The organism is Methylomonas sp. Uni0009, assembly GCF_054188105.3.
The window spans coordinates 1,304,428-1,328,668 of the sequence record NZ_JBTAFN010000001.1 but is presented as its reverse complement, the minus strand read 5'-3'; the positions used below and the strand labels follow the sequence as shown (position 1 = coordinate 1,328,668).

Annotated in this window: 21 protein-coding genes; 5 read left to right on the top strand and 16 right to left on the bottom strand. The window is 53.8% G+C overall.

Annotated elements, in window-relative coordinates; translation table 11 throughout:
* Positions 1 to 81: 81 nt before the first annotated feature.
* The 5 genes from ACWAU0_RS06185 to ACWAU0_RS06165 all read right to left on the bottom strand — a co-directional run bounded on the left by ACWAU0_RS06185 (position 82) and on the right by ACWAU0_RS06165 (position 8,393).
* Positions 82 to 492 (bottom strand): hypothetical protein, encoded by a 411-nt coding sequence (locus ACWAU0_RS06185; RefSeq protein ID WP_415879594.1) that lies wholly within the window; start codon positions 490 to 492, stop codon positions 82 to 84.
* On the bottom strand, positions 470 to 1,366 hold the full coding sequence (locus tag ACWAU0_RS06180) for an MBL fold metallo-hydrolase (RefSeq protein WP_171696914.1): 897 nt from the start codon (positions 1,364 to 1,366) through the stop codon (positions 470 to 472). The genes ACWAU0_RS06185 and ACWAU0_RS06180 overlap by 23 nt, the downstream gene beginning before the upstream one ends.
* A gap of 22 nt (positions 1,367 to 1,388) precedes the next feature.
* Positions 1,389 to 4,175: a DNA polymerase I gene (gene polA, locus ACWAU0_RS06175; protein ID WP_458138665.1), complete on the bottom strand. Its 2,787-nt coding sequence runs from the start codon at positions 4,173 to 4,175 to the stop codon at positions 1,389 to 1,391.
* Positions 4,176 to 4,488: 313 nt separating this feature from the next.
* Positions 4,489 to 5,715 carry a PepSY-associated TM helix domain-containing protein gene (locus ACWAU0_RS06170; protein ID WP_458138664.1) on the bottom strand — a complete coding sequence of 409 codons (1,227 nt, stop codon included), beginning with the start codon at positions 5,713 to 5,715 and terminating at the stop codon, positions 4,489 to 4,491.
* 143 nt (positions 5,716 to 5,858) lie between these two features.
* Positions 5,859 to 8,393 (bottom strand): TonB-dependent siderophore receptor, encoded by a 2,535-nt coding sequence (locus tag ACWAU0_RS06165; protein WP_458138663.1) that lies wholly within the window; start codon positions 8,391 to 8,393, stop codon positions 5,859 to 5,861.
* Between the two features lie 200 nt (positions 8,394 to 8,593).
* Between ACWAU0_RS06165 and ACWAU0_RS06160 the strand changes: the two genes are divergently transcribed.
* Together ACWAU0_RS06160 and ACWAU0_RS06155 are read left to right on the top strand one after the other, a co-directional pair.
* On the top strand, positions 8,594 to 8,833 hold the full coding sequence (locus ACWAU0_RS06160) for a CopG family ribbon-helix-helix protein (RefSeq protein WP_205451796.1): 240 nt from the start codon (positions 8,594 to 8,596) through the stop codon (positions 8,831 to 8,833).
* A complete protein-coding gene (locus ACWAU0_RS06155) occupies positions 8,830 to 9,114 on the top strand; it encodes a type II toxin-antitoxin system RelE/ParE family toxin (protein WP_033158290.1) in 285 nt (94 codons plus the stop codon). The genes ACWAU0_RS06160 and ACWAU0_RS06155 overlap by 4 nt, the downstream gene beginning before the upstream one ends.
* A gap of 2 nt (positions 9,115 to 9,116) precedes the next feature.
* Here the strand turns inward: ACWAU0_RS06155 and ACWAU0_RS06150 are convergent, their stop codons facing one another.
* The 8 genes from ACWAU0_RS06150 to ACWAU0_RS06115 form a co-directional block, all read right to left on the bottom strand.
* On the bottom strand, positions 9,117 to 10,085 hold the full coding sequence (locus tag ACWAU0_RS06150; protein WP_458139204.1) for a FecR family protein: 969 nt from the start codon (positions 10,083 to 10,085) through the stop codon (positions 9,117 to 9,119).
* Between the two features lie 151 nt (positions 10,086 to 10,236).
* Complete coding sequence (locus tag ACWAU0_RS06145; RefSeq protein WP_458138661.1) at positions 10,237 to 10,752, bottom strand: RNA polymerase sigma factor; 516 nt, start codon at positions 10,750 to 10,752, stop codon at positions 10,237 to 10,239.
* A 161-nt stretch (positions 10,753 to 10,913) separates the two neighbouring features.
* Complete coding sequence (locus ACWAU0_RS06140) at positions 10,914 to 12,164, bottom strand: dicarboxylate/amino acid:cation symporter (RefSeq protein WP_458138660.1); 1,251 nt, start codon at positions 12,162 to 12,164, stop codon at positions 10,914 to 10,916.
* A gap of 685 nt (positions 12,165 to 12,849) precedes the next feature.
* Positions 12,850 to 13,173 (bottom strand): ferredoxin FdxA, encoded by a 324-nt coding sequence (fdxA, locus tag ACWAU0_RS06135; protein ID WP_458138659.1) that lies wholly within the window; start codon positions 13,171 to 13,173, stop codon positions 12,850 to 12,852.
* A 148-nt stretch (positions 13,174 to 13,321) separates the two neighbouring features.
* A complete protein-coding gene (gene fusA / locus ACWAU0_RS06130) occupies positions 13,322 to 15,427 on the bottom strand; it encodes an elongation factor G (RefSeq protein ID WP_033158286.1) in 2,106 nt (701 codons plus the stop codon).
* A 219-nt stretch (positions 15,428 to 15,646) separates the two neighbouring features.
* Complete coding sequence (locus ACWAU0_RS06125; protein WP_458138658.1) at positions 15,647 to 16,585, bottom strand: ketopantoate reductase family protein; 939 nt, start codon at positions 16,583 to 16,585, stop codon at positions 15,647 to 15,649.
* On the bottom strand, positions 16,582 to 17,274 hold the full coding sequence (hda, locus tag ACWAU0_RS06120) for a DnaA regulatory inactivator Hda (RefSeq protein ID WP_458138657.1): 693 nt from the start codon (positions 17,272 to 17,274) through the stop codon (positions 16,582 to 16,584). The genes ACWAU0_RS06125 and hda overlap by 4 nt, the downstream gene beginning before the upstream one ends.
* Positions 17,275 to 17,285: 11 nt before the next feature.
* The gene (locus ACWAU0_RS06115) at positions 17,286 to 17,630 is read right to left on the bottom strand and encodes a DUF2069 domain-containing protein (RefSeq protein ID WP_033158283.1); all 345 of its coding nucleotides are present in this window, start codon (positions 17,628 to 17,630) and stop codon (positions 17,286 to 17,288) included.
* A gap of 105 nt (positions 17,631 to 17,735) precedes the next feature.
* On the opposite strand from ACWAU0_RS06115, the gene ACWAU0_RS06110 reads away from it, so the two are divergent.
* Together ACWAU0_RS06110 and ACWAU0_RS06105 are read left to right on the top strand one after the other, a co-directional pair.
* Positions 17,736 to 18,302, top strand: coding sequence for a YceI family protein (locus ACWAU0_RS06110; RefSeq protein WP_458138656.1), 567 nt, complete (start codon positions 17,736 to 17,738; stop codon positions 18,300 to 18,302).
* A gap of 94 nt (positions 18,303 to 18,396) precedes the next feature.
* On the top strand, positions 18,397 to 18,840 hold the full coding sequence (locus ACWAU0_RS06105) for a GNAT family N-acetyltransferase (RefSeq protein WP_458138655.1): 444 nt from the start codon (positions 18,397 to 18,399) through the stop codon (positions 18,838 to 18,840).
* A gap of 266 nt (positions 18,841 to 19,106) precedes the next feature.
* Here the strand turns inward: ACWAU0_RS06105 and ACWAU0_RS06100 are convergent, their stop codons facing one another.
* The 3 genes from ACWAU0_RS06100 to ACWAU0_RS06090 all read right to left on the bottom strand — a co-directional run bounded on the left by ACWAU0_RS06100 (position 19,107) and on the right by ACWAU0_RS06090 (position 23,159).
* On the bottom strand, positions 19,107 to 21,464 hold the full coding sequence (locus ACWAU0_RS06100) for a TonB-dependent siderophore receptor (RefSeq protein ID WP_458138654.1): 2,358 nt from the start codon (positions 21,462 to 21,464) through the stop codon (positions 19,107 to 19,109).
* A gap of 103 nt (positions 21,465 to 21,567) precedes the next feature.
* Complete coding sequence (locus ACWAU0_RS06095) at positions 21,568 to 22,524, bottom strand: FecR family protein (protein WP_458138653.1); 957 nt, start codon at positions 22,522 to 22,524, stop codon at positions 21,568 to 21,570.
* A 110-nt stretch (positions 22,525 to 22,634) separates the two neighbouring features.
* On the bottom strand, positions 22,635 to 23,159 hold the full coding sequence (locus ACWAU0_RS06090; RefSeq protein ID WP_458138652.1) for an RNA polymerase sigma factor: 525 nt from the start codon (positions 23,157 to 23,159) through the stop codon (positions 22,635 to 22,637).
* Positions 23,160 to 23,621: 462 nt separating this feature from the next.
* Between ACWAU0_RS06090 and ACWAU0_RS06085 the strand changes: the two genes are divergently transcribed.
* A complete protein-coding gene (locus ACWAU0_RS06085; RefSeq protein ID WP_445367337.1) occupies positions 23,622 to 24,209 on the top strand; it encodes a Uma2 family endonuclease in 588 nt (195 codons plus the stop codon).
* The last annotated feature ends 32 nt before the right edge of the window (positions 24,210 to 24,241 follow it).

The window sequence follows — 24,241 nt, the reverse complement described above, 5'->3', positions numbered from 1 at the left end:
CCTCGTTTGCTTGCTTTGTCGTATGTTACCGCTGGCGCGGATAGTCTGCGTTCCCACGCGGCGCGTGGGAACGAGGAAATACTAAATAACATCCAAAGCGAGGTACGGTTTTCTCCCGTATACCGCGCCGAGCACCGCAGCTTTTGAACGGAGCAGCCCGTAGGGGCGATGCATGGATGCATCGCGTTGCCGAAGGGGCAGGAAGCCTCTTTCGGCGACCCCGTTCAAAAGCGAGGAGCACAGGGAATAAGCGGCATCCGGGTGGCCTTTTCTTTGGATACTTTCTTTTGGCGAAGCACAAATTCGCCGGGAGCGAATTTGAACAGCCGTCAGGCTGGCCCGAAGGGCAAAAACCAGGGATGGTTTTCGTAGCGAAAGTATCTCGGCTGTCGGGCCGAGCCCCGACTTACAAATAACCCGTCGCGCCAGCGACACAAAAAAACCAAACTCCAGCAAAATCAGACCTAACTTATTCGGACTGACCAGAGTCATCCAACAACTCAAACTCCTCCCCCTCCCGAGCCAAACAAACCGAAACCTCACCAGTCTGCAAAAGCGATGCAAAAATCGCCTCCAAATCTGCATCACTCCGCGTCGGCTCGTGGTGCGTCAAAAATAAGCGTTTAGCGCCCGCCTGGGCCGCGAAATTCATCGCCGAACGATAAGTACCGTGGCCCCAGCCATGCCGGTTGGCGTATTCGGCGTCGGTGTAGGAGCTGTCCATAATCAACGCATCGACACCTGCCATCGCCGCAATCACCTCTTCGTGCTTTTGTTCTATTAATTCCTGCATGGCCGGGTAGCCGGGATGATCGGGCTGATAAGGATTAAGCTGCGGCTCGTAATCGCCGGTGAAAAACAAGGAGCTGCCGTCAGCGTCATCCAGACGATAACCAAAGTTGTAAACCGGATGATTCAGTACCGTTGGCGTCACCCGTACGCTACCCACGGTAATCGGCGCGCCGGCTTTCAGTGTGAAATAACGCACCTCGGCCTTTAACTGCGCTTCGCTGATCGGGAAGTAACTGTGCTGCAACTGCACATGCATCGCCCGCTCGATGCCTTGATGCGTCAAAGGTTCCAGGCCGCCGTAGATGTTGATGATATTGCCGGCTTTGAACATCGGCAGGAAAAACGGCAAACCCTGGATGTGATCCCAATGGGTATGGGTAATCAGGATATGCGCTGTCAACGCTTGTTGGGGCAAGCTTTGCGCCAGTGCGTGGATGCCGGTGCCTGCATCCAGAATGATTAAATCGCCGGCACTGCTGGTGACTTCGATACAGGTGGTGTTACCGCCGTATTTAACCGTGCTTGGCCCCGGCGTGGCAATCGAGCCGCGCACTCCCCAGAACTTGAATTTCATGGCCCGACAGCCTCAGCAATGCTCAATGCGCTTCGTCCCAATTCTCGCCGCTACCCACTTCCACCAGCAAGGGTACATGCAGCTCGGCGGCGCCGGACATGATGCCGCGGATGGTTTCCATATGTTCGGTCAAGCGCACTTCGGCTACTTCGAACACCAATTCGTCGTGTACCTGCATGATCATTTTTACGTCCGGATTGTCTGCACCTATCCAGGCGTCGCAAGCCAGCATCGCCCGCTTGATGATGTCGGCGGCTGTACCTTGCATTGGCGCGTTGATCGCGGTGCGCTCGGCGTACTGGCGCATCGCGGCGTTGCGGGAGTTGATCTCCGGCAAATACAAACGCCGGCCGAAAATGGTTTCGACATAGCCTTGCTGCTTGGCCAGTTCCCGGGTGTTGTCCATATATTGCTTCACGCCGGGATAACGGCTGAAGTACAGATCGATATACGCCTGGGCTTGGTTGCGCGGCAAGCCCAATTGCTGAGCCAGTCCAAACGCCGACATGCCGTAAATCAAACCAAAATTGATGGCCTTGGCCGAACGGCGCAAATCGTGAGTCACCTGATCCAGTTCCACTTCGAATACTTCCGCCGCCGTCGCGCGATGCACGTCCACACCTTGCGAAAACGCCGCCAGCAGGCCGGCATCGCCGGATAGATGGGCCATGATGCGCAGTTCGATCTGCGAATAGTCGGCGGCGACAATTTTATAGCCGGGCGGGGCGATAAAAGCCTGCCGAATTTTGCGACCTTCCTCGCTACGAATCGGGATGTTTTGCAGATTGGGGTCGGACGAGGACAAACGGCCGGTCGCGGCCACCGCTTGATGATAGGAGGTATGCACCCGGCCGGTGCGATCATTGATCTGCTGCGGCAATTTGTCGGTATACGTGGATTTCAGCTTGCTCATGCTGCGAAAATCCAAAATCAACCGGGGCAAAGCATAATCCACCGCCAGTTCCTGCAATACCGATTCGTCGGTGGAAGGCTGACCTTTCGGGGTTTTCTTTAACACCGGCAAGTTCAAGCGGTCGTACAATATTTCTTGAATCTGCTTGGGCGAACCCAGGTTGAACGCCGAGCCGGCCAGGTCGTGAGCTTGCTGTTCGATGCCTATCATCCGGTTCGCCAACTCCAGACTTTGCTGGGCCAGCATTGCACTGTCGATCAACACGCCGTTTTCCTCGATGCGCGCCAACACGCCGATCAGCGGCACTTCGATTTCGTTATACAACTCCCACAAACGAGGGTGTTGTTGCAATTGCGCGGACAGGGTTTGATGCAGGCGCAAGGTGATGTCGGCATCCTCGGCGGCATATTCGCTGGCTTGCTCGATAGCCACTTCGGCGAAGCCGATCTGCTTGGCGCCCTTGCCGGCCACGTCTTCGAAATGAATGGTATCCACCCCCAGGTAATGCTTGGCCAGATCATCCATATTGTGTTTGGTCGCGGTGCTGTTCAGCACATACGATTCCAGCATGGTGTCGTGCTGGATGCCGCGTAGTGCGATGCCGTGATTGACCAACACATGGCTGTCGTATTTCAGGTTTTGGCCCAGCTTGGCTTTTTTTGGGTCTTCGAGTAAGGGTTTCAAGGCGTCTAAAACGGTTTGCCGGTCGAGCTGGACTGGCGCACCAGGATAATCGTGCGCCACCGGCAGATAAGCGGCCTGGCCGGCGTCTACCGCAAACGACACGCCGACGATTTGCGCGTCGCTGTAATTTAAACTGGTGGTTTCGGTGTCGAAGGCAAAAAGTTCGGCTTTTTGCAGCTTGTTCAGCCAAGTATTGAAATCGGCTTGGGTCAGGATGGTTTGGTAATCCCTTGCTAACGCAGCTGTCGGCTCCTTCTCTCCAGCGGGAGAGAGCTGGGCTGAGGATTCCGAAGAATCGTTTTTTGCTTGCCCCCTCACCCCTCCCTCTCCCGCTGGAGAGGGGGTCGAGCCGTCGCCGTTCAAGGTCTTCAACCAACTGCTGAAACCCAAATGGCCCAACTGATTTTTCAGCGCGGCCATGTCCGGCTCCTTGCGCTTCAAATCTTCCAGACTGTAATGCAAGGCCACGTCGCACTTAATCGTGGTCAATTCGCGCGATAGCGGCAGTTGGCCCAAGGCCTCGCGCAAGTTGTCGCCGATTTTGCCTTTGATCTCGTCGGCGCGGGCGATCAAGTTGTCAAGCGTACCGTATTCCTGCAACCACTTGGCGGCGGTTTTCGGACCCACTTTCGGCACGCCGGGAATGTTATCCACCGCATCGCCCATCAGCGCCAGATAATCGATGATTTGCTCCGGCTTCACGCCGAATTTGTCCTGCACACCCTGGATGTCCATGCGGGTGTTGGTCATGGTGTTTTCCAGCGTGATTTGCTCGTTGACCAGCTGCGCCATGTCCTTGTCGCCGGTGGAAATGATCACTTCAAAGCCTTGGCGCGCCGCGTTTTGCGCCAGACTGCCCAGCACGTCATCCGCTTCGACACCATGTTCGATAATCAGTGGTAAACCCAAGGAACGAATCAAATCGTGCAAGGGCGCAATCTGCACGCGCAAGTCGTCCGGCATCGATGGCCGATGCGCTTTGTATTGATCGTACAACTCGTGGCGGAAAGTCTTGCCCGGCGCATCGAATACCACGGTGATATAGGGCGTGTTGTAATCGTTGATCAGCTTGCGCAGCATATTGGACACGCCGTAAACAGCGTTAGTCGGCTCGCCCTGGGCATTGGTCAACGGTGGTACGGCATGAAAGGCGCGAAACAGAAACGACGAGCCGTCGACCAGGATCAATTTGTTGGGAGCGGAATCGGACATGTAAAGTCAACAAGCAAGAATTAGGGTTCCTGCAACGATACAGGGCCACGCTGATGGCTGCAAGTGCGTTATTACCAGTGGGCACCGGGATGCTTGACTGCCAAGCCGGCTATCGACTATGGTGCATCGCACCGTTTTAAATCCGCTTTCAGCCATGGCATTACCGCAAACCCAACGCAGAATTAGCCCGGAAGAATATCTTCAGGGCGAACTTGAGTCCGACATCAAGCATCAGTTAATCGATGGTGAGGCTTATGCGATGGCGGGCGCCAGCGAGAACCATAATTTACTCGCTGGCATCGGTCTCTTAAACTTAATCCTGCAACACCGCTTTTTGCAGTCTGGCCCGGCGCTTTTTCAGCCAGATGACTACTCCGGTTACTGATAGCATCACTATCGCCAAACCCAATACGCACACAAAAATCCGGTAAGGCATGCCGAACACGTTAGCCATGTGCAAGGCCCCCAACCAGTTAGTCACTGTGTTGCCGGCATACTGGCCGCGGGGCAGTAACAGCAATTTTTCAGCACCGGTAGTGGCGTCGATTACCAAGCGGGTGGTACCGTGCTTGTCCTGTATATCCAGGCTAGTGCGCACCTGATAAACATAAAACCCTTTGGCGGGGTTGTAGCGAAAGCCTGACGGTGACTGAATCACAAATCCTTGCGCAAGCGCCGCTTGCTCCATCTGCTCGACGGCTATCCGGTAAGCGTCTGCCCAAGCGACGGGCGGTTGCTCAAGCGGTTTGTCAAGATCAGGAAAATCGATCCACGGCTCGTGATAATCGGTGAATACCGCACGGGTGACCGGCGCGTAAACAGTATCCGCCAGATTCATATAAACGCTGGACCAGGCGAACACCAACAGCATGGCCCACACCCACAAACCACCGGCACGATGCAAATCAAAGTTTATGCGGAAGCGGGAACCGCGCGCTTTGATTTTCCAGGCCGGCGCCCAGCGTTGCCAAAACGAACGCGGCTTTCCGTGGGCAGCCGGCGAGGTGTGTCGTTTTGCAACGGGCAGCGTCAGATAAAAACCCACAAAACAATCCAACGTCCACACCAGCGCGGTAATGCCTAAAATCCAGCCGCCGATTTCATCCAGCGCCAGGGCATAATGCAACTTGTAGACAAAGGGCATCAGGTTGATCCAGCCTTCGGAAATCGCGCCCCAAGTGCGGCGACCCAGTTCTTCGCCGGTGTAGGGATCAAGAATCAGCTGGGTGAAGCCGAGTTCGTAAGGCTTACCGTTGGCCGCATTGGTAAGAGGCACCACATCGAGATGCGCGGCATCGTGTTCCAGCCATATTGAAACAACATTACCCTGCGGCACCAACAATTCGGCCTTGGCTTTTAGCAAAGGCGGACTCAAGCGCGGTAAATCCGAAGCGGGCGCAGATAGCTGCGGACTGATCAAATGCTCCAGTTCGCTATAAAACGCCAATAGACTGCCGGTCAAACCGACGATGATCAAAAACACCGTCATCGCCAAACCGGCATAACGGTGCACAACTACCCAAAAGGGGCGGATTTTCATAGCGGCTCCAGGGTTTCCATTTCAAGCCGGCAAAGTGCCGGCCATTAGCGGATAAGACGTATCAGACAGTGAAATTCCCACCGGGCTAGCCTAAAAATTTTTGGATCGGGGTTGGAAGCCCCGAGCCGCTATGGCGTGCGGCATCAAAACTCCACCCGCACCGAACCCAGAAACGTCAACGGTTCGCCGGGGCGAATATTCAGCCGATTGCTGGAATGGTCGTAATAGGTTTTGTCGAGTAAGTTGTAGACATTGAGTTGCGGGGTGATTTTGGTGCCACCGTGTTTGAAACTGTAACTAATGCTGGCATCCCAACGCGCATAACCGGGCAATTGAAAGCTGTTGGCGTTGTCGCCCTGCCGTTGGCCGCGGACATAAACGCCGGTACCGAAGTTCAAGCCCCGCAAAAGGCCGTTGTCTATGTCATATTTGGCCCACAGACTGCCAGAATGGCGCGGTGCCGTGGGCAGTTGGTGGCCGGTGTTGCCCGAGTTCGTGGCAATGGCGTTGCCGTCAGCATCATAGATCGCCGCCGAATCCTTGGTGATTTTGGTATCGGTATAGGCATAAGTGCCGATCAAACTTAAGTTCTCGGTCACTCTGCCGGTTACGTCGAGCTCCACACCACGGCTGCGGGCTTCGCCGACGGCAACACTGTATAGGGGATTATTCGGGTTGGTCGCCAGCGTATTTTGCTTGGTTATATGGTAATACGCCAACGTCGAACTCAGCCGGCCATCGAAAAACTCGGTTTTGATGCCGCCTTCGAATTGTGTAGCGGTCTGCGGTCCGAACGGTTGGCCGGAAGCGGAAAGGCCGCCGTTATTGCTGCCGATCGATTCGACGTAATTGCCGTAAAGCGCCAGCCACTGCCAGGGTTGGTAGAGTATGCCGACCCGTGGGCTGAAAAATTCGCTACGGGTATTTTGCATTTGAATAGCGTCGTGCGAAGTTGCCGGATCGCCCAAAGCGTTTCTATCGCCAGAGCCGTTTTCGGCCCAATCGTGCCGGCCGCCGCCCAGAATATGCAGTTTGTCCCACAGGGTTATCTGGTCCTGAAAATAGACGCCGTACCAGTTATCCTGAGATTTATAGTAAAAGTTCTTCGCACCGGTCAGCGCCGACAGATCGACGCCGTACGCCGGGTTGTTGATGTCGATGTCCAAGTCCGTATAAGTATCGGCATAGCCCGAAAATCCGCCGCCGTCCTGACTGTTAAAGCGATTTAAATCGAAGCCGACCAGTACGTCGTGGTGGGCAAATCCGGTATCGAACTTGCCGGTCAAATCCAGATTGGTGCTGTAGGTCATCCGGTGTATCGGTGTATGCCACAAACCGCGAGAAAGCGTCTGATTGTCGGCCGCCAGGCTATCCGCCCACAGTATCGATTGATGGTATTGCGCGTCGATGTATTGGAAGCGGTTTTTCAGTTTCCAGTCTGGGTTGAACTGATAGGACCAATCGAAACCCAACAGCACCTTGTCCTGAGTATTCGGGTTTTGGCGATTGAACACCGCATCGCCCAGATAACGATTGATTGGAAGATTGGCCGGACGGTTGCCGATTGCCGGTATGCCGCTATCGCTACCGTCTTCCACCCAGGTATCGTGCTGATATTCGATGTCGAGATTGGTTTCGAAACGGTCGTTGGGACGCCAGCTTAGCGAAGGCGCTACAAATACATGCTCCTGATGCGCGAAATCCCGAAAGGTATCGTTGTCTTTGTAAGCGATATTCATCCGGTATAACAGCGACTTATCCGCCAATATCGGTCCCGTCGCATCGACCGTGGTGCGGTAGAGGTCGTATGAGCCGAACTGTTGTTGTACGGAATAATAAGGCGTATCGAGCGGACGCTTGGGGGCCAGGTTGACCAAGCCGCCGGGTTCGATGCGACCGAATAAGATCGATGCCGGCCCCTTCAGCACCTCCACCCGATCCAGATTGGCGGTTTCCAGATGGGTAATATAGGGTTGGCGCAGCCCGTTGCGGTAGGTGCTTTGCCCGGCATCGAAGCCGCGGATCGTGGCGTTATCGTAAAAACTATAGCCCCCCGATTGCACACCGCTGACATTTTTTAAGGCATCGCCGACCGAAATCGCTTGTTGATCGTCCATCACGGCGCGGGGAATCACTTGGATTGACATCGGCGTTTCCATGATCGGGGTATCGGTTTTGGTCGCGGTGCTGGCGATGGGACGATTGTAGTCGCGGCTATAAGGATCGGTGAGGTCATACGCAGCCGTACCGGCCACCGTCACCGTCGGCAAGGTATTGGCACCAGACTGCGGTTCGGGTGCGGCGGCTTTTTCCAAAGTCACGGTGCCGTTGCGGCTGGATTGCACCGCCACGCCGGTGCCCGCCAGCAATTTTCGTAAAGCCTGCTCCGGCGCATAATGGCCGGATACACCAGGGGAGGTAACGCCGGCGGTCAATTTGCCGTCGGCTACCACTTGAATACCGGATTTTAGCGAAAACTCTACCAAGGCCTTGTCCAGAGCTTGCGAGCGAATCCGGTAGTCGGCCGTTTGCTCGGCCGGGGCTGTCGGGGCAGGTTCTACACCAAGCGCGGCATGGGATGCCGCCAGCGAAAGTAGCAACAGGCCGCCGGGCAGTCGCGCAGGTGTCTTGAATTTGCGCCGTGGCAAGCGGGTGGCGATAGGTGTTTGATCAGGCATTTGCATCTCCGCAAGATAAATCGTCGTCAGGGTTGCTGGGCAATTCGGCCCATTAACCATCAAGGACGATGGCTTAGCGCATATCCCTAGGCAAAATTAAAAATATTTCACCTCTACGCCATGCTGTGTTTATTGTGTTAAGAAACGCGAGTCATTAAACTGGTATTCACGATGTTTTTCGAACAACGGAAGAAGCCGCCATGCCTGTTACCTTACAAGTAAGTCCCGAACTAAAAGCCCAATTGAGCGCGCTTGCCAAGCAAACTCATCGAGATGAAACGGAGCTAGCGAATCAAGCCATCGGCAATTTCATTGCGTGGGAAAATGGCATGCTGGATAAAATCAAGGAAGGGCTTGCTCAAGCGGACCGTGGAGAATTCGTTGACGACGCGGAAATGGCCGCGTTTTTTGAACAACATTCGTTGCCATCAATGAAATGAGACTCCGCTATACCCGGCGAGCCAAGACCGATTTGAGCGAGATATACGACTTTGTGGCTCAAGACAACCGCAATGCTGCAACACGAATTATTACCAAAATTCACGACACGCTGAATAGCTTACTCGCAAATCCTTTCATGGGCCGTCCGGGCCGTATCGACGGCACCCGAGAACTGATCATTACGCATTTTCCGTTCATTGTTGTTTACCGTGTCCAGGATAAGGACATTCATGTGCTTGCCATTATTCATACGGCCAGACTTTGGCCGGACACACTCTAACTTTACCCTAGCAACACCCAATAATCGGCAATACGCCGGGCCCGAATGCCGAAGGTTTGCTCCAGTGCGGATACCGCGTCGTCCAACTTGTCGATATTAAACACCGCCGTGATCGGCCGATTCTCCAGCTGCCGGTCTGTGACGATCAAACGGCCGGGGCGATAACGATTGATTTGCGCCACCACCTCGGTCAAAGGCGCTTGCACGAAGACCATTTGGCCTTGGCGCCAGGCCAATTCGCGCGGTATGTCGGCCGTTTGCTTGGCGGAGAGCCGGGCCCCTCTATAATGCGCCGATTCGCCGGGCGTCAAGGGTGTGATCTGTTCGGGATGGCTTTCGGTGCTGGTTTCCACTCGGCCCTCGGCGACGGTGACGGTGACGGTGACGGCAACATTTTCCGAACGGCGACCGACGCTGAACGCGGTGCCGGTGACTCGGGCGCGGGCGTCGCCGGCCACCACCCAAAACGGCCGTTGCGGCGCGCGCGCCACTTCGAAAAACGCTTCGCCGCGCAGCAGCGTAACCCGGCGTTCAGCGGCGGTCATTTCGATGCCAACCGCGCTGTCGGTATTCAGCAGCAACCGCGAGCCGTCGGTCAACGTGACTAGGCGCTGTTCGCCGGTGGCGGTGTGATAATCGCTTTGCAGGTTTTGCAGAAGTGTCGATTGCGGGAGCACGGCGATCAAGCCCGCACAAGCGGCCACGGCCGTTGCCATGCTAGCGGTTCGCCGGCGTCGAGGACGCTTGGCCGTCAAGGGTGCCGCGGTTTGCCGGCGAACGGCCTTGGCCGGGGCTTCCAAATCCGCGAACAACGCTTGCACCGTATCCCAGGCCTCGGCATGCAAGGGGCTGGCGGCCAGCCATGCGGCAAACCGTTCCCGCTCGGCGGCGCCGACATCGTCCGCACGCAGCCGAAAGAACCAGGCATTGGCTTCGGTAAAGGGGCGGTCGGAGGCGGAGGATGATTCGATTGGGTGAATGGCGGGACTCCGGGGTAGTCAGCGGCTAAAAGTTCGGTTGAGCGCGATTGTAAAGCAAAGCCCGAGACGGTTCGACCGGGTATATCTTCAGCATGGGATACTTGAATGGGGAGCGGCTACGCCGAGTGCTATTTAAACGGCGCTAAGTATTGGTCAAAAAACGCCGGCACAGCAGCAGCGCTTGTCGCAGATGGTATTCGACGGTGCGTTCGGAAATATCCAATCGCGCGGCGATCTGTTTGTAGCTCAGTTCGTCGGCGCGGTATAACAGAAAAATTTCCCTGGTTCTGTCCGGCAAGCTGGCGATGGCTTGTTGTAATTGTTCTCCCAGACATTGCCTGGCAACGATGTCTTCGGTGTGGGGGTTCGAGTCGGCGATGTCGGTATCCAGCGCTACCATCTCGCGATGTTGCTGGCGTTTGATGCCGCGCAGATGGTCTCGCGCCAGATTGGCGGCGATGGTAAACATGAACGCATTCAAATCCAGAATTTGCAGGGGCTCTTGTTTCAAAAACCGCAGATAGGTTTCCTGCGCCAGTTCCTCGGCCACTTCCCGCGAGCGGACCTGCCAATACAGATATTTTTGCAGTTGCGGGTGGCTGGCGTTAAAAAAATCGGCCAATTCCTGACTGGTGACGGCGTTGTGTGGTTGTGTCATGCCAAATCGAATTCATGCGAGAACCCGATTTTCTGCAAGCTGCATGCCATGGTGGCGAAATGCCGGCAATATGGGGTGCTCGGGTAGCCGGGGTCGTTGAATTGGGGCTAAAAACTAAGGCATATGGCCAATCCTATGCGCGATATGACACAGTTGGTTTGTTAGGTTCGCTGCTGTTCGGGTTGGTCGACCAAGGCTGCAATCACCAAATCGCCGCTAACATTTAAAGTCGTGCGGCACATATCCAGGAAGCGGTCCACGCCCAAAATCAAACCCATGCCCTCAGCCGGAATCCCGACCTGTTGGGTCAAAATCATAATCAAGGGCAAGGAGCCGCCCGGCACCCCGGCTGTGCCGATGCCGGCCAATATCGACATCAACACCACTTGCACCTGCTGCGCTAGCGATAAATCGACACCATACACCTGTGCCAGAAACAGCACGGTAATGCCTTCGAACAAGGCCGTGCCGTTCTGGTTGGCGGTGGAACCTATTGTCAATACAAACCGCGCAACTTCCGGCCTGAGTTTTAAATCGTGTTCCGCCAGTTCCAGCGAGCGCGGCAAGGTGGCATTCGACGACGCTGTGGCAAAGGCGTAGAGATAGACATCCCGGCATTGCCGAAAAAAACTCAGCGGTTTGATCCGGGTAAAAAAGCGCAACAGCATGCTGTACACCACCACTTGCTGTAGTAGCAGACCCGTCACCACTACCAGCACGTAAAACCCCAAGGAAAACAATATGTGATGCCCGAATTTGAAAGTCGATTGAAACACCAGCGCAAACACCGCAATCGGCGCCAGTTTCATCGCGGTATCGACGATCAACAAGCAGGCGGCATAGGTTTCTTCCAATAAGCCAACCCAACGTGACGGCTTGTCGCCATTGGTCGCCGCCAGCGCCGCGCCGAAGGCCAAGGAAAAGAACATCAAAGACAACATCTCGCCTTCCAGTGCTTGAGTGGCACTGGCGAACGGATTTTTGGGAATGATCTCCAACAAAGATTGAACCACCGGCTTGGCTTGGGCGACGTTTTGCTGGATTTTATTCACGCCGCTGCTATCGCCCAACATCTGCGAAATATCCAAACCAACGCCCGGTTGCGCCAGATTGACCAGCGAAATCCCCACCGCTACCGATGCCGAACTGGCCAATAGGGTAAAAAACAAAGTGCGCTGGGCCACCCGCGCCAAACCGTGATGATTACTGAGCTGGTACACCCCCAACATCAAACCACTCATCACCATCGGCACCACGATCATGAAGATCAGCCGCAAGAAGATTTGGCCGATGGGTTCCATCAAGTAGCGGTTAAAGATTTGCAATGCCTCGCTATCGGCAAAGCCGTGGCAGACCAGTCCGGCGCACGCGCCCAGCACTAAACTCAGCAGTAATCGGTGGTGGTTTTTCATGACGGAATTAGAACAGTTAGCGGGGATGCTTTGATCTTAGGGGTTTTGTGGATGCTTTGCTTGATTTCTCGCCATGATGGGTTTTGGGTCGGATGAAAATGCTCTGACAATCGATACCACCCCCGCAGTTATTCGGGTCCGCATTTAGCGAGGTCAATGGCGGTGATCTCGGCACCTGAATGACGGGAAACAACATTAAACCAATAAAACTAACGGGAGAAGTACCAAGCAGTCAGATGGAGAATGGGATCGGAAGGGGGCATAAATGGTGGTAAAAGTACCGCCACTGTAAGTGACGCCGTAGCTAGTGTCGAGGTGAATTATTAACTGCTAATAATGTAATCTTGGCGGGATGTTAAGAGCAGCCCTAAAAATACAGTGTTCCGCGGAAATGCGGGTGGAGTTAGAGTGACGCGCAGCGAGCCGGCAGAAGCACGGGTGGTTCTGGGCGGTCTGGCGGGAGAGCAAGTCAGAGAGGTTGCAGCGAACAACCTAACGCGAGCAAAGTGCAATCCAATGACTACATCTTTTCAATGGCGAAAACACGAGGGTCGTAGTGCGTAACCACGAAATACTATCGCTAACTTGCGGGATTAAGTGCTAGTGACTAGCGAGTGCTTTAACGCTGGGTTGAGCCCATGCCGGAAGGGCATGGGCTCGGTATTTCATTAATCAATGGCGGTTCTTACTTTTCCAACAACGCAAATTTACCGGGTTTGCCATTCCATTCGTCGGCGTCTGGTAGAGAGTCTTTCACTTCCGTAATGATAGGCCATTGTTTGGCCAGTTCCGCGTTCAGCGCTGCGAAGTATTCTTGGCCCTCGGGCAGTTCGTCTTCCGCGTGGATGGCGTTGGCTGGGCACTCGGGTTCACAGAGGGTGCAATCGATACATTCGTCGGGATCGATAACCAGAAAATTGGGACCTTCATGAAAGCAATCGACGGGGCATACGTCAACGCAGTCGGTAAATTTGCATTTGATGCAGTTTTCGGTGATTACAAAAGCCATATTGTTCTTCCAAGGTTAGGTAAATGAACAAGCTGCCGTGCATGGCGGAAGCTTTATGGTTAAAAATGCACCTGCCGCTTAACGCGGCAGGTGGCTGATCGGCAATATTAAGCAGAATAAGGGCCGACAAGATCAGCCCGTATAATGCTTATTTGTCTTTGTTACGTTCCTTAACTTCCTTGATCACCTCTTCCGCGACGTTGCGTGGGCAAGCGGTGTAATGCGAGAACTCCATGGAGAACTGGCCGCGACCGGAAGTCATGGTGCGCAAATCGCCAATGTAACCGAACATATCGCTCAAAGGTACGTCAGCTTTGATACGCACGCCGGTAACACCGGCATCTTGCGATTTGATCATGCCGCGACGGCGGTTCAAGTCACCGATTACGTCACCCACGTGCGCATCCGGTGTGAATACGTCCACTTTCATGATCGGCTCCAGCAATTGCGGACTACCTTTTGGGATCGATTGACGGTACGCGGCACGGGCTGCGATTTCGAAAGCGATGGATGAGGAGTCAACCGCGTGGAAAGCACCGTCGGTCAGAATGACTTTGAAGTCCAAGCAAGGGAAGCCAGCCAATACACCTTTGTCGATACTGGCTTTAAAGCCTTTTTCGACAGCAGGCCAGTATTCGCGAGGTACGTTACCGCCGGTCACTTGTGATTCGAATACGAAACCGCTGCCTGCTTCGCCTGGCTCGATGACGTAATCGATTTTCGCGTATTGACCGGAACCGCCCGATTGTTTTTTGTGGGTGTAGCTGTCTTCGATGCGTTGGGTAATGGTTTCGCGGTAAGCCACCTGTGGTTTACCCACGTTGACGTCTACGCCGTGGGTACGGCGCAAGATGTCGACTTTAATGTCAAGATGCAGCTCACCCATACCTTTGATGATGGTTTCGCCGGATTCTTGGTCGGTTTCAACGCGGAAGGAGGGGTCTTCTTGCACCATTTTGCCCAGAGCAATACCCATTTTTTCGTTACTGCCTTTGTCTTTCGGTGCAATCGCAATGGAGATAACGGGATCCGGGAATACCATCGGCTCCAATGTGGCCGGTTTGTCGGGATCGCACAGGGTGTGACCGGTTTGCACGTTTTTCAAACCGATCAAGGCTACGATGTCGCCGGCTTGTGCGGTTTCGATCTCGTTACGGTCGTTGGCGTGCATTTCCACCATCCGGCCTACACGTTCGGTTTTGCCGGTGTAGGTGTTCAATACCGAGTCGCCTTTTTTCAGCTTGCCGGAATAAACACGGACGAAGTTCAAGGCGCCGAAACGGTCGTCCATGATTTTGAAAACCAGCGCGCGGAACGGACGTTCTGGATCGACAATCGCGTGTTCGCCGGTTGGCACGCCTTCGATATCGGTTTCAGGCTGTGGGTTAACTTCGGTAGGATTCGGCAGGTATTCGATAACGCCGTCCAACACCAATTGCACGCCTTTGTTTTTGAACGAAGAGCCGCAGTAGGTCGGGAAGAAATCCATCGCGATGGTGCCCTTGCGGATGCAACGTTTGATTTCTTCGATGGTGGGCTCTTCGCCTTCCAGATATTTTTCCATGATGTCGTCATCTTGGTCGGCGACTGAATCGATCAGTTTCGCGCGCCATTCTTCGACCTGCTCAACCATGTTGGCGGGTACATCTTGGATTTCGTATTTCATTGGATCGCCAGAGTTATCCCAGACCCAGGCTTTGCGGGTCAACAGATCGACCACGCCGACGAAATTGTCTTCTTCGCCGATAGGCAGGGTCATGACGACCGGTTTCGCACCCAGTACGTCTTCGACTTGCTTGACGACGCGGTAGAAGTCCGCGCCCAATCTGTCCAGCTTGTTGACGTAAATGATACGAGAGACTTTGGAGTCGTTCGCATAGCGCCAGTTGGTTTCGGATTGCGGTTCGACGCCGCCGGAACCGCAGAATACGCCGATGCCGCCGTCCAATACTTTCAAGGAACGATAAACTTCGATAGTAAAGTCAACGTGGCCCGGGGTGTCGATGATGTTGAAGCGGTGTGGTTCAAATTGCTTGGTGCTGCCCGCCCAAGAACAGGTAGTGGCCGCTGACTGAATGGTGATACCGCGCTCGGCTTCCTGAGCCATGAAGTCCATGGTTGATTCGCCTTCGTGAACTTCACCGATTTTGTGGATTTTTCCGGTCAGCTTCAAAATCCGCTCGGTGGTCGTGGTTTTACCGGCATCGACGTGAGCGAAGATGCCGATGTTTCTGTAAAGCGATAGATCAGTCATGGTTATACTCTAAAAATGGACATAAAAACTTTTAAACCCCAGCACCATTGCCACGGTTGGTTGTGGATCACATAGCTGCTAGTCTAGCGAAGTATGCGGCCGGTCTTCGCTTTGCAAGGTCTGAGGCGAAATTCACACGGCTTCTTCAAAGACAGGGTCAATGAAAATCTTCACATTCTAACCGAAAAATAACAAAAAGCAGAATGTCAATTGTGTGAATTAGCTAAGAAGGCTATTAGAACGGATTTGCAGCTCCCGGAGTTGCATCAATACATAAAGCGACTGCAGGCAAGGACAGTCTAAACCTTGCCGCTGGGCGGCGCGCACCGCGTTGCCGAGAATGGCTTCGGTTTCCATGGTCTGTCCGCGTTCGAAATCCAGTAGCATGCTAGTTTTATAGGGTGGCATATCACGGGTCAGAGCAATGTGATTTTCGATAATATCGGCCGGTAGCGGGTGGCCGCAAGCCGCGGCAATACTGCAGACTTCCTGCATCACGCGGCGCACAAAATTTTCCTGATTCTGCAATATCGCCTGAGTTGCCAATCCGCCGGACAGTACCGATAGCGGATTAAACGGCGCATTCCAGACACACTTTTGCCAACGACTGGCGACAATATCTTCACTAATCGCGCATTCGATGCCGGCTTGTAGGAACAAATCGCGCAAATGCGATGTTTTAGGTTCGTGGCTATCTGACAGATTACCCAGAATCAACTTGCCGTAAGCCAAGTGGCTAATCTCGCCGGGAGCCAGCCGGTTACAGCAAATAAATGCCAAGCCGCTGATTAACAGATTGTCCGGGAAAGCTTGTTGCAGTTCCTGTTCAATCTCGACACCGTTTTGGATCAGCACAATGGTGGTTTGCCGAGCGACTGCATCGCGAATCAACGCAACTCGATCAATGTCCGGGGTTACCTTGCTGCATAAAATCAGGTAATCGGCTTGACCATCGTAGTTCGCGGCATCGTGCAATACCTGGCTAGGCATGAATTGCCAAGTGCCCAGAGCATGGCTTTCGATACGATACCCATGCTGTCTGATGACATCATAATCGGAGCGGCACACCACTGAGACTTCCGCGCCAGCCTTAGCCAGCAGGCCACCGTAAAAGCCGCCGATGGCACCGGCACCCACGATCAATACCTTGGCGCTCATGTTTCCTCAGCCAGAATCTGCTTTAAAAACGGAATGGTTAATTTGCGTTGCGCGGCCAAGGTGGCGCGGTCGATTTTTTCCAGGAGCAGCCATAGCGCTGCTAAATCGTGAACATAATGATTCAACAAAAATCGCCCCACTGCCGGCGGAATGTCGAAGCCCAAAAAATGGGCTTTATAAGTCAGTGCCTCGATTAACTGATCGTCGCGCAAAGGCTGGATTTTTAAGGTCAGTCCCCAAGCCATCCGGGTTTTCAGGTCGGGTAAGTCAAAGCCCAAAAACTTTGGTGGGCAATCGGCAGCCAGCAGCAATTTATGATTGTTCTGCCGATGCGTATTATAAAAAGCAAACAGCGCGTGTTCCCAGTCGAGGTGGCCGGCCAGCGCTTGCATATTGTCGAAACAGACCAATTCCAGATCTTCCAGGCCGTCCAACAAGGTCGGTGCCGGCAAATGGTCGATGTCAAAAGCCAGATAGAACGGGTCTTTACCCGCCAGTTTGGCTTGCTGGCAACAGGCCTGCAACAAGTGGCTTTTCCCGCTGCCGGCATCGCCCCAGATAAAAATTTGCTGTTCCTGGCCGTTCTCTGCCAGGGCCTTTAATTGCGTGACGATTTCGGCGTTATTGCCGGGAAAAAAACTGGCAAAGGTCTGATCGTTCTGAAACTCGAATTGTAACGGGACTTGCATGCCGCCGGTGCTCAGGCTTTTTCCGCTTTGTAGACATACAGGCCGGCGCCGAAGCACAGCAGCAGGCTGAACAACACTTCCAGCAGCGCATAAGGCCGTTCTATTTGATTGACATAGGCTTCAGCGGCGCCATGCGCGAAATACGGTAGGCTCAAATAACACATCCAGGTGCAGCTTTTCAGGTTGCGGTTTAATAAGCCTTTAAACGGCAGCAATAGCGGTCCGGCCGAGATTAACAACAGCAATGCAGTGGGCAACTTGTTCGATGGTGACAATAGCGTATGCCAAGCCATCATTAACAAAAACAGGCCGAAGAAGCCCATCAAGGCCGCGTAATAGTAATAGATTCGTTGCATGAGAGCGGCAAATGGCCAGAGTGATAGAGTTAAGCTGATCTATTATCACAAAGTCTCTGCAATAATGCAGTGTCGCTCGTTTTTTAACCCACAAAGGAGATAGACATGATTCGAAAACTTTGCTCCATAACCGCTGCCGGCCTGTTGAGTTTTAGCGTGTTGGCCGCCGATAGCTATACCATCGATAGCCATCACACCTTCCCCAGCTTTGAAATCAGCCATTTGGGTTTTTCCACGCAACGCGGCCGTTTTAACGAAACCAGCGGCAAAGTGACGCTGGATACCGCAGCGGGTAAAGGCAGCATAGACATCAGCGTCAACACCGCGTCTATTAGTACCGGTTTGAAGGAGTTGGAAGAGCATTTGCGTGGCAAGGAGTTTTTCGATAGCGGGCAATATCCGCTGATGACCTTCAAATCTGACAAGCTCAGTTTTCAAGGCGAAAAATTGGTCGGTGCGGATGGCATTTTGACCTTGCACGGCATCAGCAAGCCGGTGCATTTGGACGTTGAGCACTTTTACTGCGGGATGAATGTCATCAGATTAAAGTACACCTGTGGCGCCGATGCGGTCGGCACGATAAAACGCTCGGAGTTTGGTATCGACAAATATGTGCCGGCAGTGGGCGATGAGGTCAAGGTGCTCATCCAGGTTGAAGCTGTTAAGGATTAAGTTGCCCAGCGTTTTGCTCAATGCCGAACCAATCTTTACCTTGCGCCGAAATCGGGTGTTACACAATGCTTTTAATGCTTAGCCGGAGACGGGGATGGAAATAAGCTTAGCCAATGCGGCCGACATCCCGGCGCTTTGTCTGCTACTAGGCGAATTATTCAGTCAAGAAGCCGAGTTCCAGCCCGATTATGCGGCTCAGCATCGGGGCTTGGCGCGCATCATTGCCGACCCAAACATCGGTCATATTCTGGTGGCGCGGCATGAATGCCAAATTGTCGGTATGGTGAATCTGCTTTACACCGTCTCAACCGCGCTGGGCGAACGGGTGGCCTGGCTGGAAGATATGGTCGTGTCAAGCGAGGTTCGCGGCCTAGGTCTTGGTAGCCGGTTGTTGGAACACGCGGTCGCATTTGCCCGCCAAAATGGCTGTCGCCGGCTCAGCTTGTTGACCGACGCCGATAATCTGCATGCTCAGCGCTTTTACCAGCGACAAGGTTTCAGCGCGTCTCAAATGTTGCCGATGCGCTTGGTTTTTTGAATAACAGTGCCGCATTGCGCAAAAATGGCCCGCTTTTGTGGTCGGGGGCAACGTGCGGATGGGTAATGATGTTTATCCCTGGGTTGCAGAAAACCGGCTGGCGACGATGTTTTTTTCCATGTCGCCGGTGATCATCAAGGAAGTGCAGCCGGTCCTGCTTAACAAATAGCCCCATTTGTCGCCCATTACTAACCCCGCCCTCAGCCCAAACGATTTGGGGCGGTGGATGCGCGGAGTTTTCCGTCCATCCTTATCCTTAGCGGCTTTTAGAACTCATATTTCAACGAACCCAATACGCTGATGGGTGAACCTGGAATGCTGGTGTGGCGTCCACCCGACGTATTTGCGTAATAGTCCTTATCCAAAACATTATTGATGTTCAACTGCAAAGTAAGCTTGTGTTGACCAATGCGAGGGCTATACGCCGCCATCGCATCCACACGAGCGTAGCCGGGCAACGAGCAGGTATTGGCGGTGTCGCATGGCCGGCTACCGACGGCAACAGCACCTAAGCCCGCTTTAAAAGTATCGGTAAACTGCCAGGTACCCCACAGGCTGCCCTGGTGCTCGGGTACATTCTCCAAGCGATTGCCTTTTAGTCCGCTGAAGCTTTGCACATAATTAACCTGGGTATAGGCATACGTCCCCAACAAATGCAGTTGCTCGGTAATTTGCCCAGCCAGATCCAACTCAATACCTTTACTGCGGATTTTGCCGGCCAGAATCTGGTAGTCAGGATTGGCTTCGTTAGGATCGTCGGTTAGCAGATTGCTCTTGGTTAAATGAAAAAACGCCAGGGTCGATGAAAAGCGCTTGTCCTGTGACTCCGTTTTAAGGCCGATTTCATATTGCTTACCAATCTGCGGCTCAAAACTGGTGCCGCCGACGCTCACGCCATTGTTGCCGCTGAAAGATTTCGTGTAACTACCGTAAACCGACAGCCAATCCTGGACTTGGTAAAGAATACCTGCTCTCGGGCTAAAAGCGTTGTCTTCCCGCTCTATCCGTCCGGCTTTGGCCGCATCCAGGGACGCAGTCGAGGCAATGGCTCCCGTGGTGACGTTGTCGTAGCGACCGCCCAACAAAATGTGCAGCTTATCAAATAGCGTTATCTGGTCCTGGGCGTATGCGCCCACCCACGATTCCTCGCGATAAAAGAATCTGTTGTAGGTCGACAAAGCGGCAAAGTTTACTTGCCCATAAACCGGATTGTATATATCGATAGAAGCTGCTGAACCGTTTGCGGACGGGGCCTCGGTCGTGGCATGGAAGCCGTCGACACCGACCAACAGGTTGTGCTTGCTGCCCAATATTTCGAATTTGCCGTTCAAATCTATATTGCCGGAATGCGTCCTTACATCTTGTACGCCCACCGAGGCCGAACGATTCAGAATGCGGTTGTTAGCCTGTAAGCCACCGTTGAAAATGGCCGGACCGCTTAGCGACCAATCTTTAAACAGATAACGCTGGGTAATTTTCCAATCGTCGTTAAAGTGGTAAGTCCAGTCGTAGCCCACCAGTGTACTTTCCACGGTTTGGCGCTGAAAGCCATCTTTTAGGCTGCGGTCGAAGGGAATGGCTGCCGGGCGGTTGCCAATCGCGGGAATGCCGAAATCCGCGTTAAAGTTGTCATGCTTGTATTCAAGCTCGAGATTAGTTTCGAACTTTTCATTCGGCCGCCAGGTAACGACCGGTGCCACAAACACGCGCTCGTTGCCGACAAAATCCCGGAACGACTGATTGTCCGTGTAAGAGCCATTGAATCGATAAAGCAGCGTCTTGTCGTCATTAATTGGTCCGGTGGCATCGACCAAGGTGCGATATTGATCGTAAGAGCCGAACTGTTGTTGCAGAGAATAGTAAGCAGTATCCAGCGGTTTCTTGGTCACATAATTCACCAAGCCGCCGGGCTCAATACGGCCGTAAAGCACTGCGGCCGGGCCTTTTAATATCTCCACCTGCTCGATATTGGCAATATCGTAAATGTCTTGGCGATTGAACAAGCCATTGCGGTAGGCATCGCCAAAACCGGAACCGGCAAGGCCGCGAATGATGAAGTTGTCGTACAAAAAGCCGCCGCCCGTGCGGCCCAATACGCCGCTGACATGGCCGTTTACTGCGTCGGGCAAGGTCATGGACTGTTTGTCCGCCAGCACGGCTTTAGGCACTACCTGAATCGAAACCGGCGTCTGCATGATCGGGGTATCGGTCTTGGTGGCCGTCGTGGCATTGGGTCGATTGTAATCCGGGTTGTAGGGATCGGTGGCGTCGTAAACCGTCTGACCGATAACGTTCACCGGTTGTAACATCGTCGCGTCCTTGCCCGCCGCCTTGATCGATACCGAACCGTCGCCGGCAATCGCAAAACTCAGGCCGCTGGCGGATAACAGCCGGCTGAGTGCCTCGTTCAGCGTCATGGTGCCTTTTAGCGCCGGCCCGTTACGGCCGGCAACGCTGTCGTGCGCGTAAAAAATTTGTACGCCGGATTGCGCCGCCAGTTTCGGCAGCGCCGCCGCCAATTCCTGGGCCGGGATGTCAAAGCTGTAGGTGGTTTCGGTTGCCCGTACTTCGCAGGCTGAGGCCAACAAGGCGCCGAACAATAGCGGTTGTATTAAAAACTTCATCCATCTTCTCCTTTTGCTTGGGTTTCCAGAATGAAACGCACCAAGCCGAAAAAGACGCCAAAAATTATGGGAGGGGAAAACGCGCTGTGTGGTCTTGGCGGCCTCAGCGTCCGGCCAATAATACCTGTCCCGGCGAAGGCCGCTGAATATTGACCGGCAGCGTCATAGCGATCACATTCAGCGCGCCATCAAGGTTACCGATATGGAAGGTGCCGCTGACTTTTAGTTTGGCCAGGTTTGGGTCGGCCAAGATCAGGCGGACATTGTGAAAGCGTTCCAGCTCGCTTAATACCTCATCTAACCGCCGGTTTTCGAACACCAGTTGGCCGCGCAGCCAGGCTGTGACGGTGGCCGGTTTGTCCTGGCTTTCCAGAAAGTCGCCGCGCTGATCGTAAGCGAGTACTTGATTGGCGCTGATTTCCCGGCTGCCGGTCGTCACAATCTTTACCGCGCCTTCCAGCACCGCGACAGCGACCTGCCGGTTTTGCAAGCGCACGTCGAACTCGGTGCCAATATCAACGATAGTGCCATGGCCGGCCTGCACCTCAAACGGCTGTTGCGGGTTGTGGGCCACACTAAAAAATGCCTCGCCCTTAATCAGTTCGACCGAGCGCCGCCAATGGTTGACCCGCAGATTCAGCTCGGTATCGCCGCTCAGTTCCAAACGCGAGCCGTCGGCCAGATGTACGGTTTGGCGGCTGCCGCGCTCGGCCGCATAGTGGCGAGGGTAGCCGTACCAGCCGTACTCGGAAAAAGTGGCGATGCTCAAGCCCAATAGCAGCGAAGCGGCTAACGCCAGCTTGCTAAGGCGGCGCGTTCGCTTGTGGGGAGCCAGGTAGCTCAGCGCTTGCCGACGCACCGGAAAGTCCCGGCCCTTATAGCGATCCAGTCTGTTCCAACGGCTGGCCAACTGCTGATAAATGCGTCGCCGGTCTTCGCCTAGCGCCAGCCAATCTGCGAAGGCCTGGCGATCTGCGGGTGTGCAGGCAGCCGAATCCAGCCGCAGAATCCACTCTATGGCTTGTTGCTGCAAAACGGTTGAGGTCTCGATGTTGGGCATGTTAAACAGAGGACATTAGGTTGCGCTTGGCGAGCATTATCAGGTAGCCGCCCAACATTTAAAATCCGGCAAATGAAGCGGTGAGAAAAACCGCTGCGCCGCCCATGAGCTCAGTCATCCAACGAAGCAAAACGCAGCAGAACGTGTTGCGCGGCGATCCCGAGCAAGCGCACGGAATTACGTTCGGAAACGCCCAGTCGCCGGCCAATTTCCTTGTGTGACAATCCTTCCAGCCGGTAAAGCACGAAAACGTTGCGGGTTGCCTCCGGCAATTCCTGCAAAATGCTGTTTAAGGCATGCAACTCCTGTTGCGAGGCTAATTTATCTTCCGGTAATGGCTCGGGAGTCGGTATGTCATGCAATGCCTGATCGTCGCCGTTGTTTTCGGCATGAAAACGGTCGCGGACGTTTTGCCGGCGATGTTGATCGACGCTGAGATTGGCGATCGTTCGATATAGAAAGGCCCTGGCATTATCGATTGATTCCGGTTCGGGGTGCTGCATCAGCCGCAAATAAGCTTCCTGTACCAAATCCTCGGCAAACTCATTGCCGCTACGCAGGCCGGCAAACACCCGGAGTTCCTGGCTATGCCGCTGAAATAGCCGATCAAACAGCGATGGTTTGGATTTTGGCACTAACAAGACTCGGTGACGAAAAAGATAACGGTTAGGCAAACTACCAAGCAGGGCTGGACTTAACGGCATGGCAGCCGGACCAATTCCGGTTTGGAGGGGTTGATCTAACGGAATACCTCGCAAAAAACATTCCATCCGGCCGAATTCAAATCGATAGACAGGTTTTGGCTGCAATTAAACCGTTTGCAAACAGTTGCTTGAGTTACCCGTAACGGTGGTTGCTTGTGTTTGGGCGGCGGGAGTTTTTGTGGAACCGGGTGCGTTAGATCACGCAAAATGGCTTTTAGATACGCCAAATCACACAGGTTTTTTCCGCATTATCAATTTCAGGGGCAATTGCCGAGCGCGGCATGCTCAAACCTGAGCAATCCTGCTGCCGTTAGTCGAGAATTCCCCCTTGTATTCCCAGGCTAGGTCCCTAACAATATCTTCAAGCAACGCAAGCATAGTTGGGAGCGAGTCATGGCGTTACAGCAAGAGCAAGACAGTTTTTATCTGAGCGAAGAGGAGTATCTGGCCACGGAGATCCATTCCGACGTTAAGCGCGAATATATCGACGGCCGGATTTATGCGATGGCCGGGGCCGGCTATAACCACAACTGTATCTCGGCCAATATTTTGGGCGAGTTCCGAAACCATTTGAAAGGCACGCCCTGTGCAACGTTCATGGCCGACATTAAAGTGCGGATGGGTAAGGATTACGTTTATCCCGATGTACTGGTGGATTGCAGCAAAATGGCCGGCGACGATGTTTTTTCCACTTCGCCGGTCATCATCGTCGAAGTACTGTCGCGCTCGACCCGCAAAACCGACACCACCACCAAACTGCTGCGCTACATCAATTTGCCGTCCTTGCAGGAGTATGTGTTGATAGAACAGGACATCGTTTCGGTGCAGGTGTTGCGCCGGAACAAGCACTGGCTGTCGGAATATTATTTTTTGGGCGATGCGGTCACTTTCGAATCCATCGGTTTGACCTTAAACGTGGAAGATATTTACGACCGGGTCGATAACCGCGATATGAATGAATTCAGGCAAGATAAGCTTTGATCCGTCGTCGGCGTGAAAACGATGAAACCTAG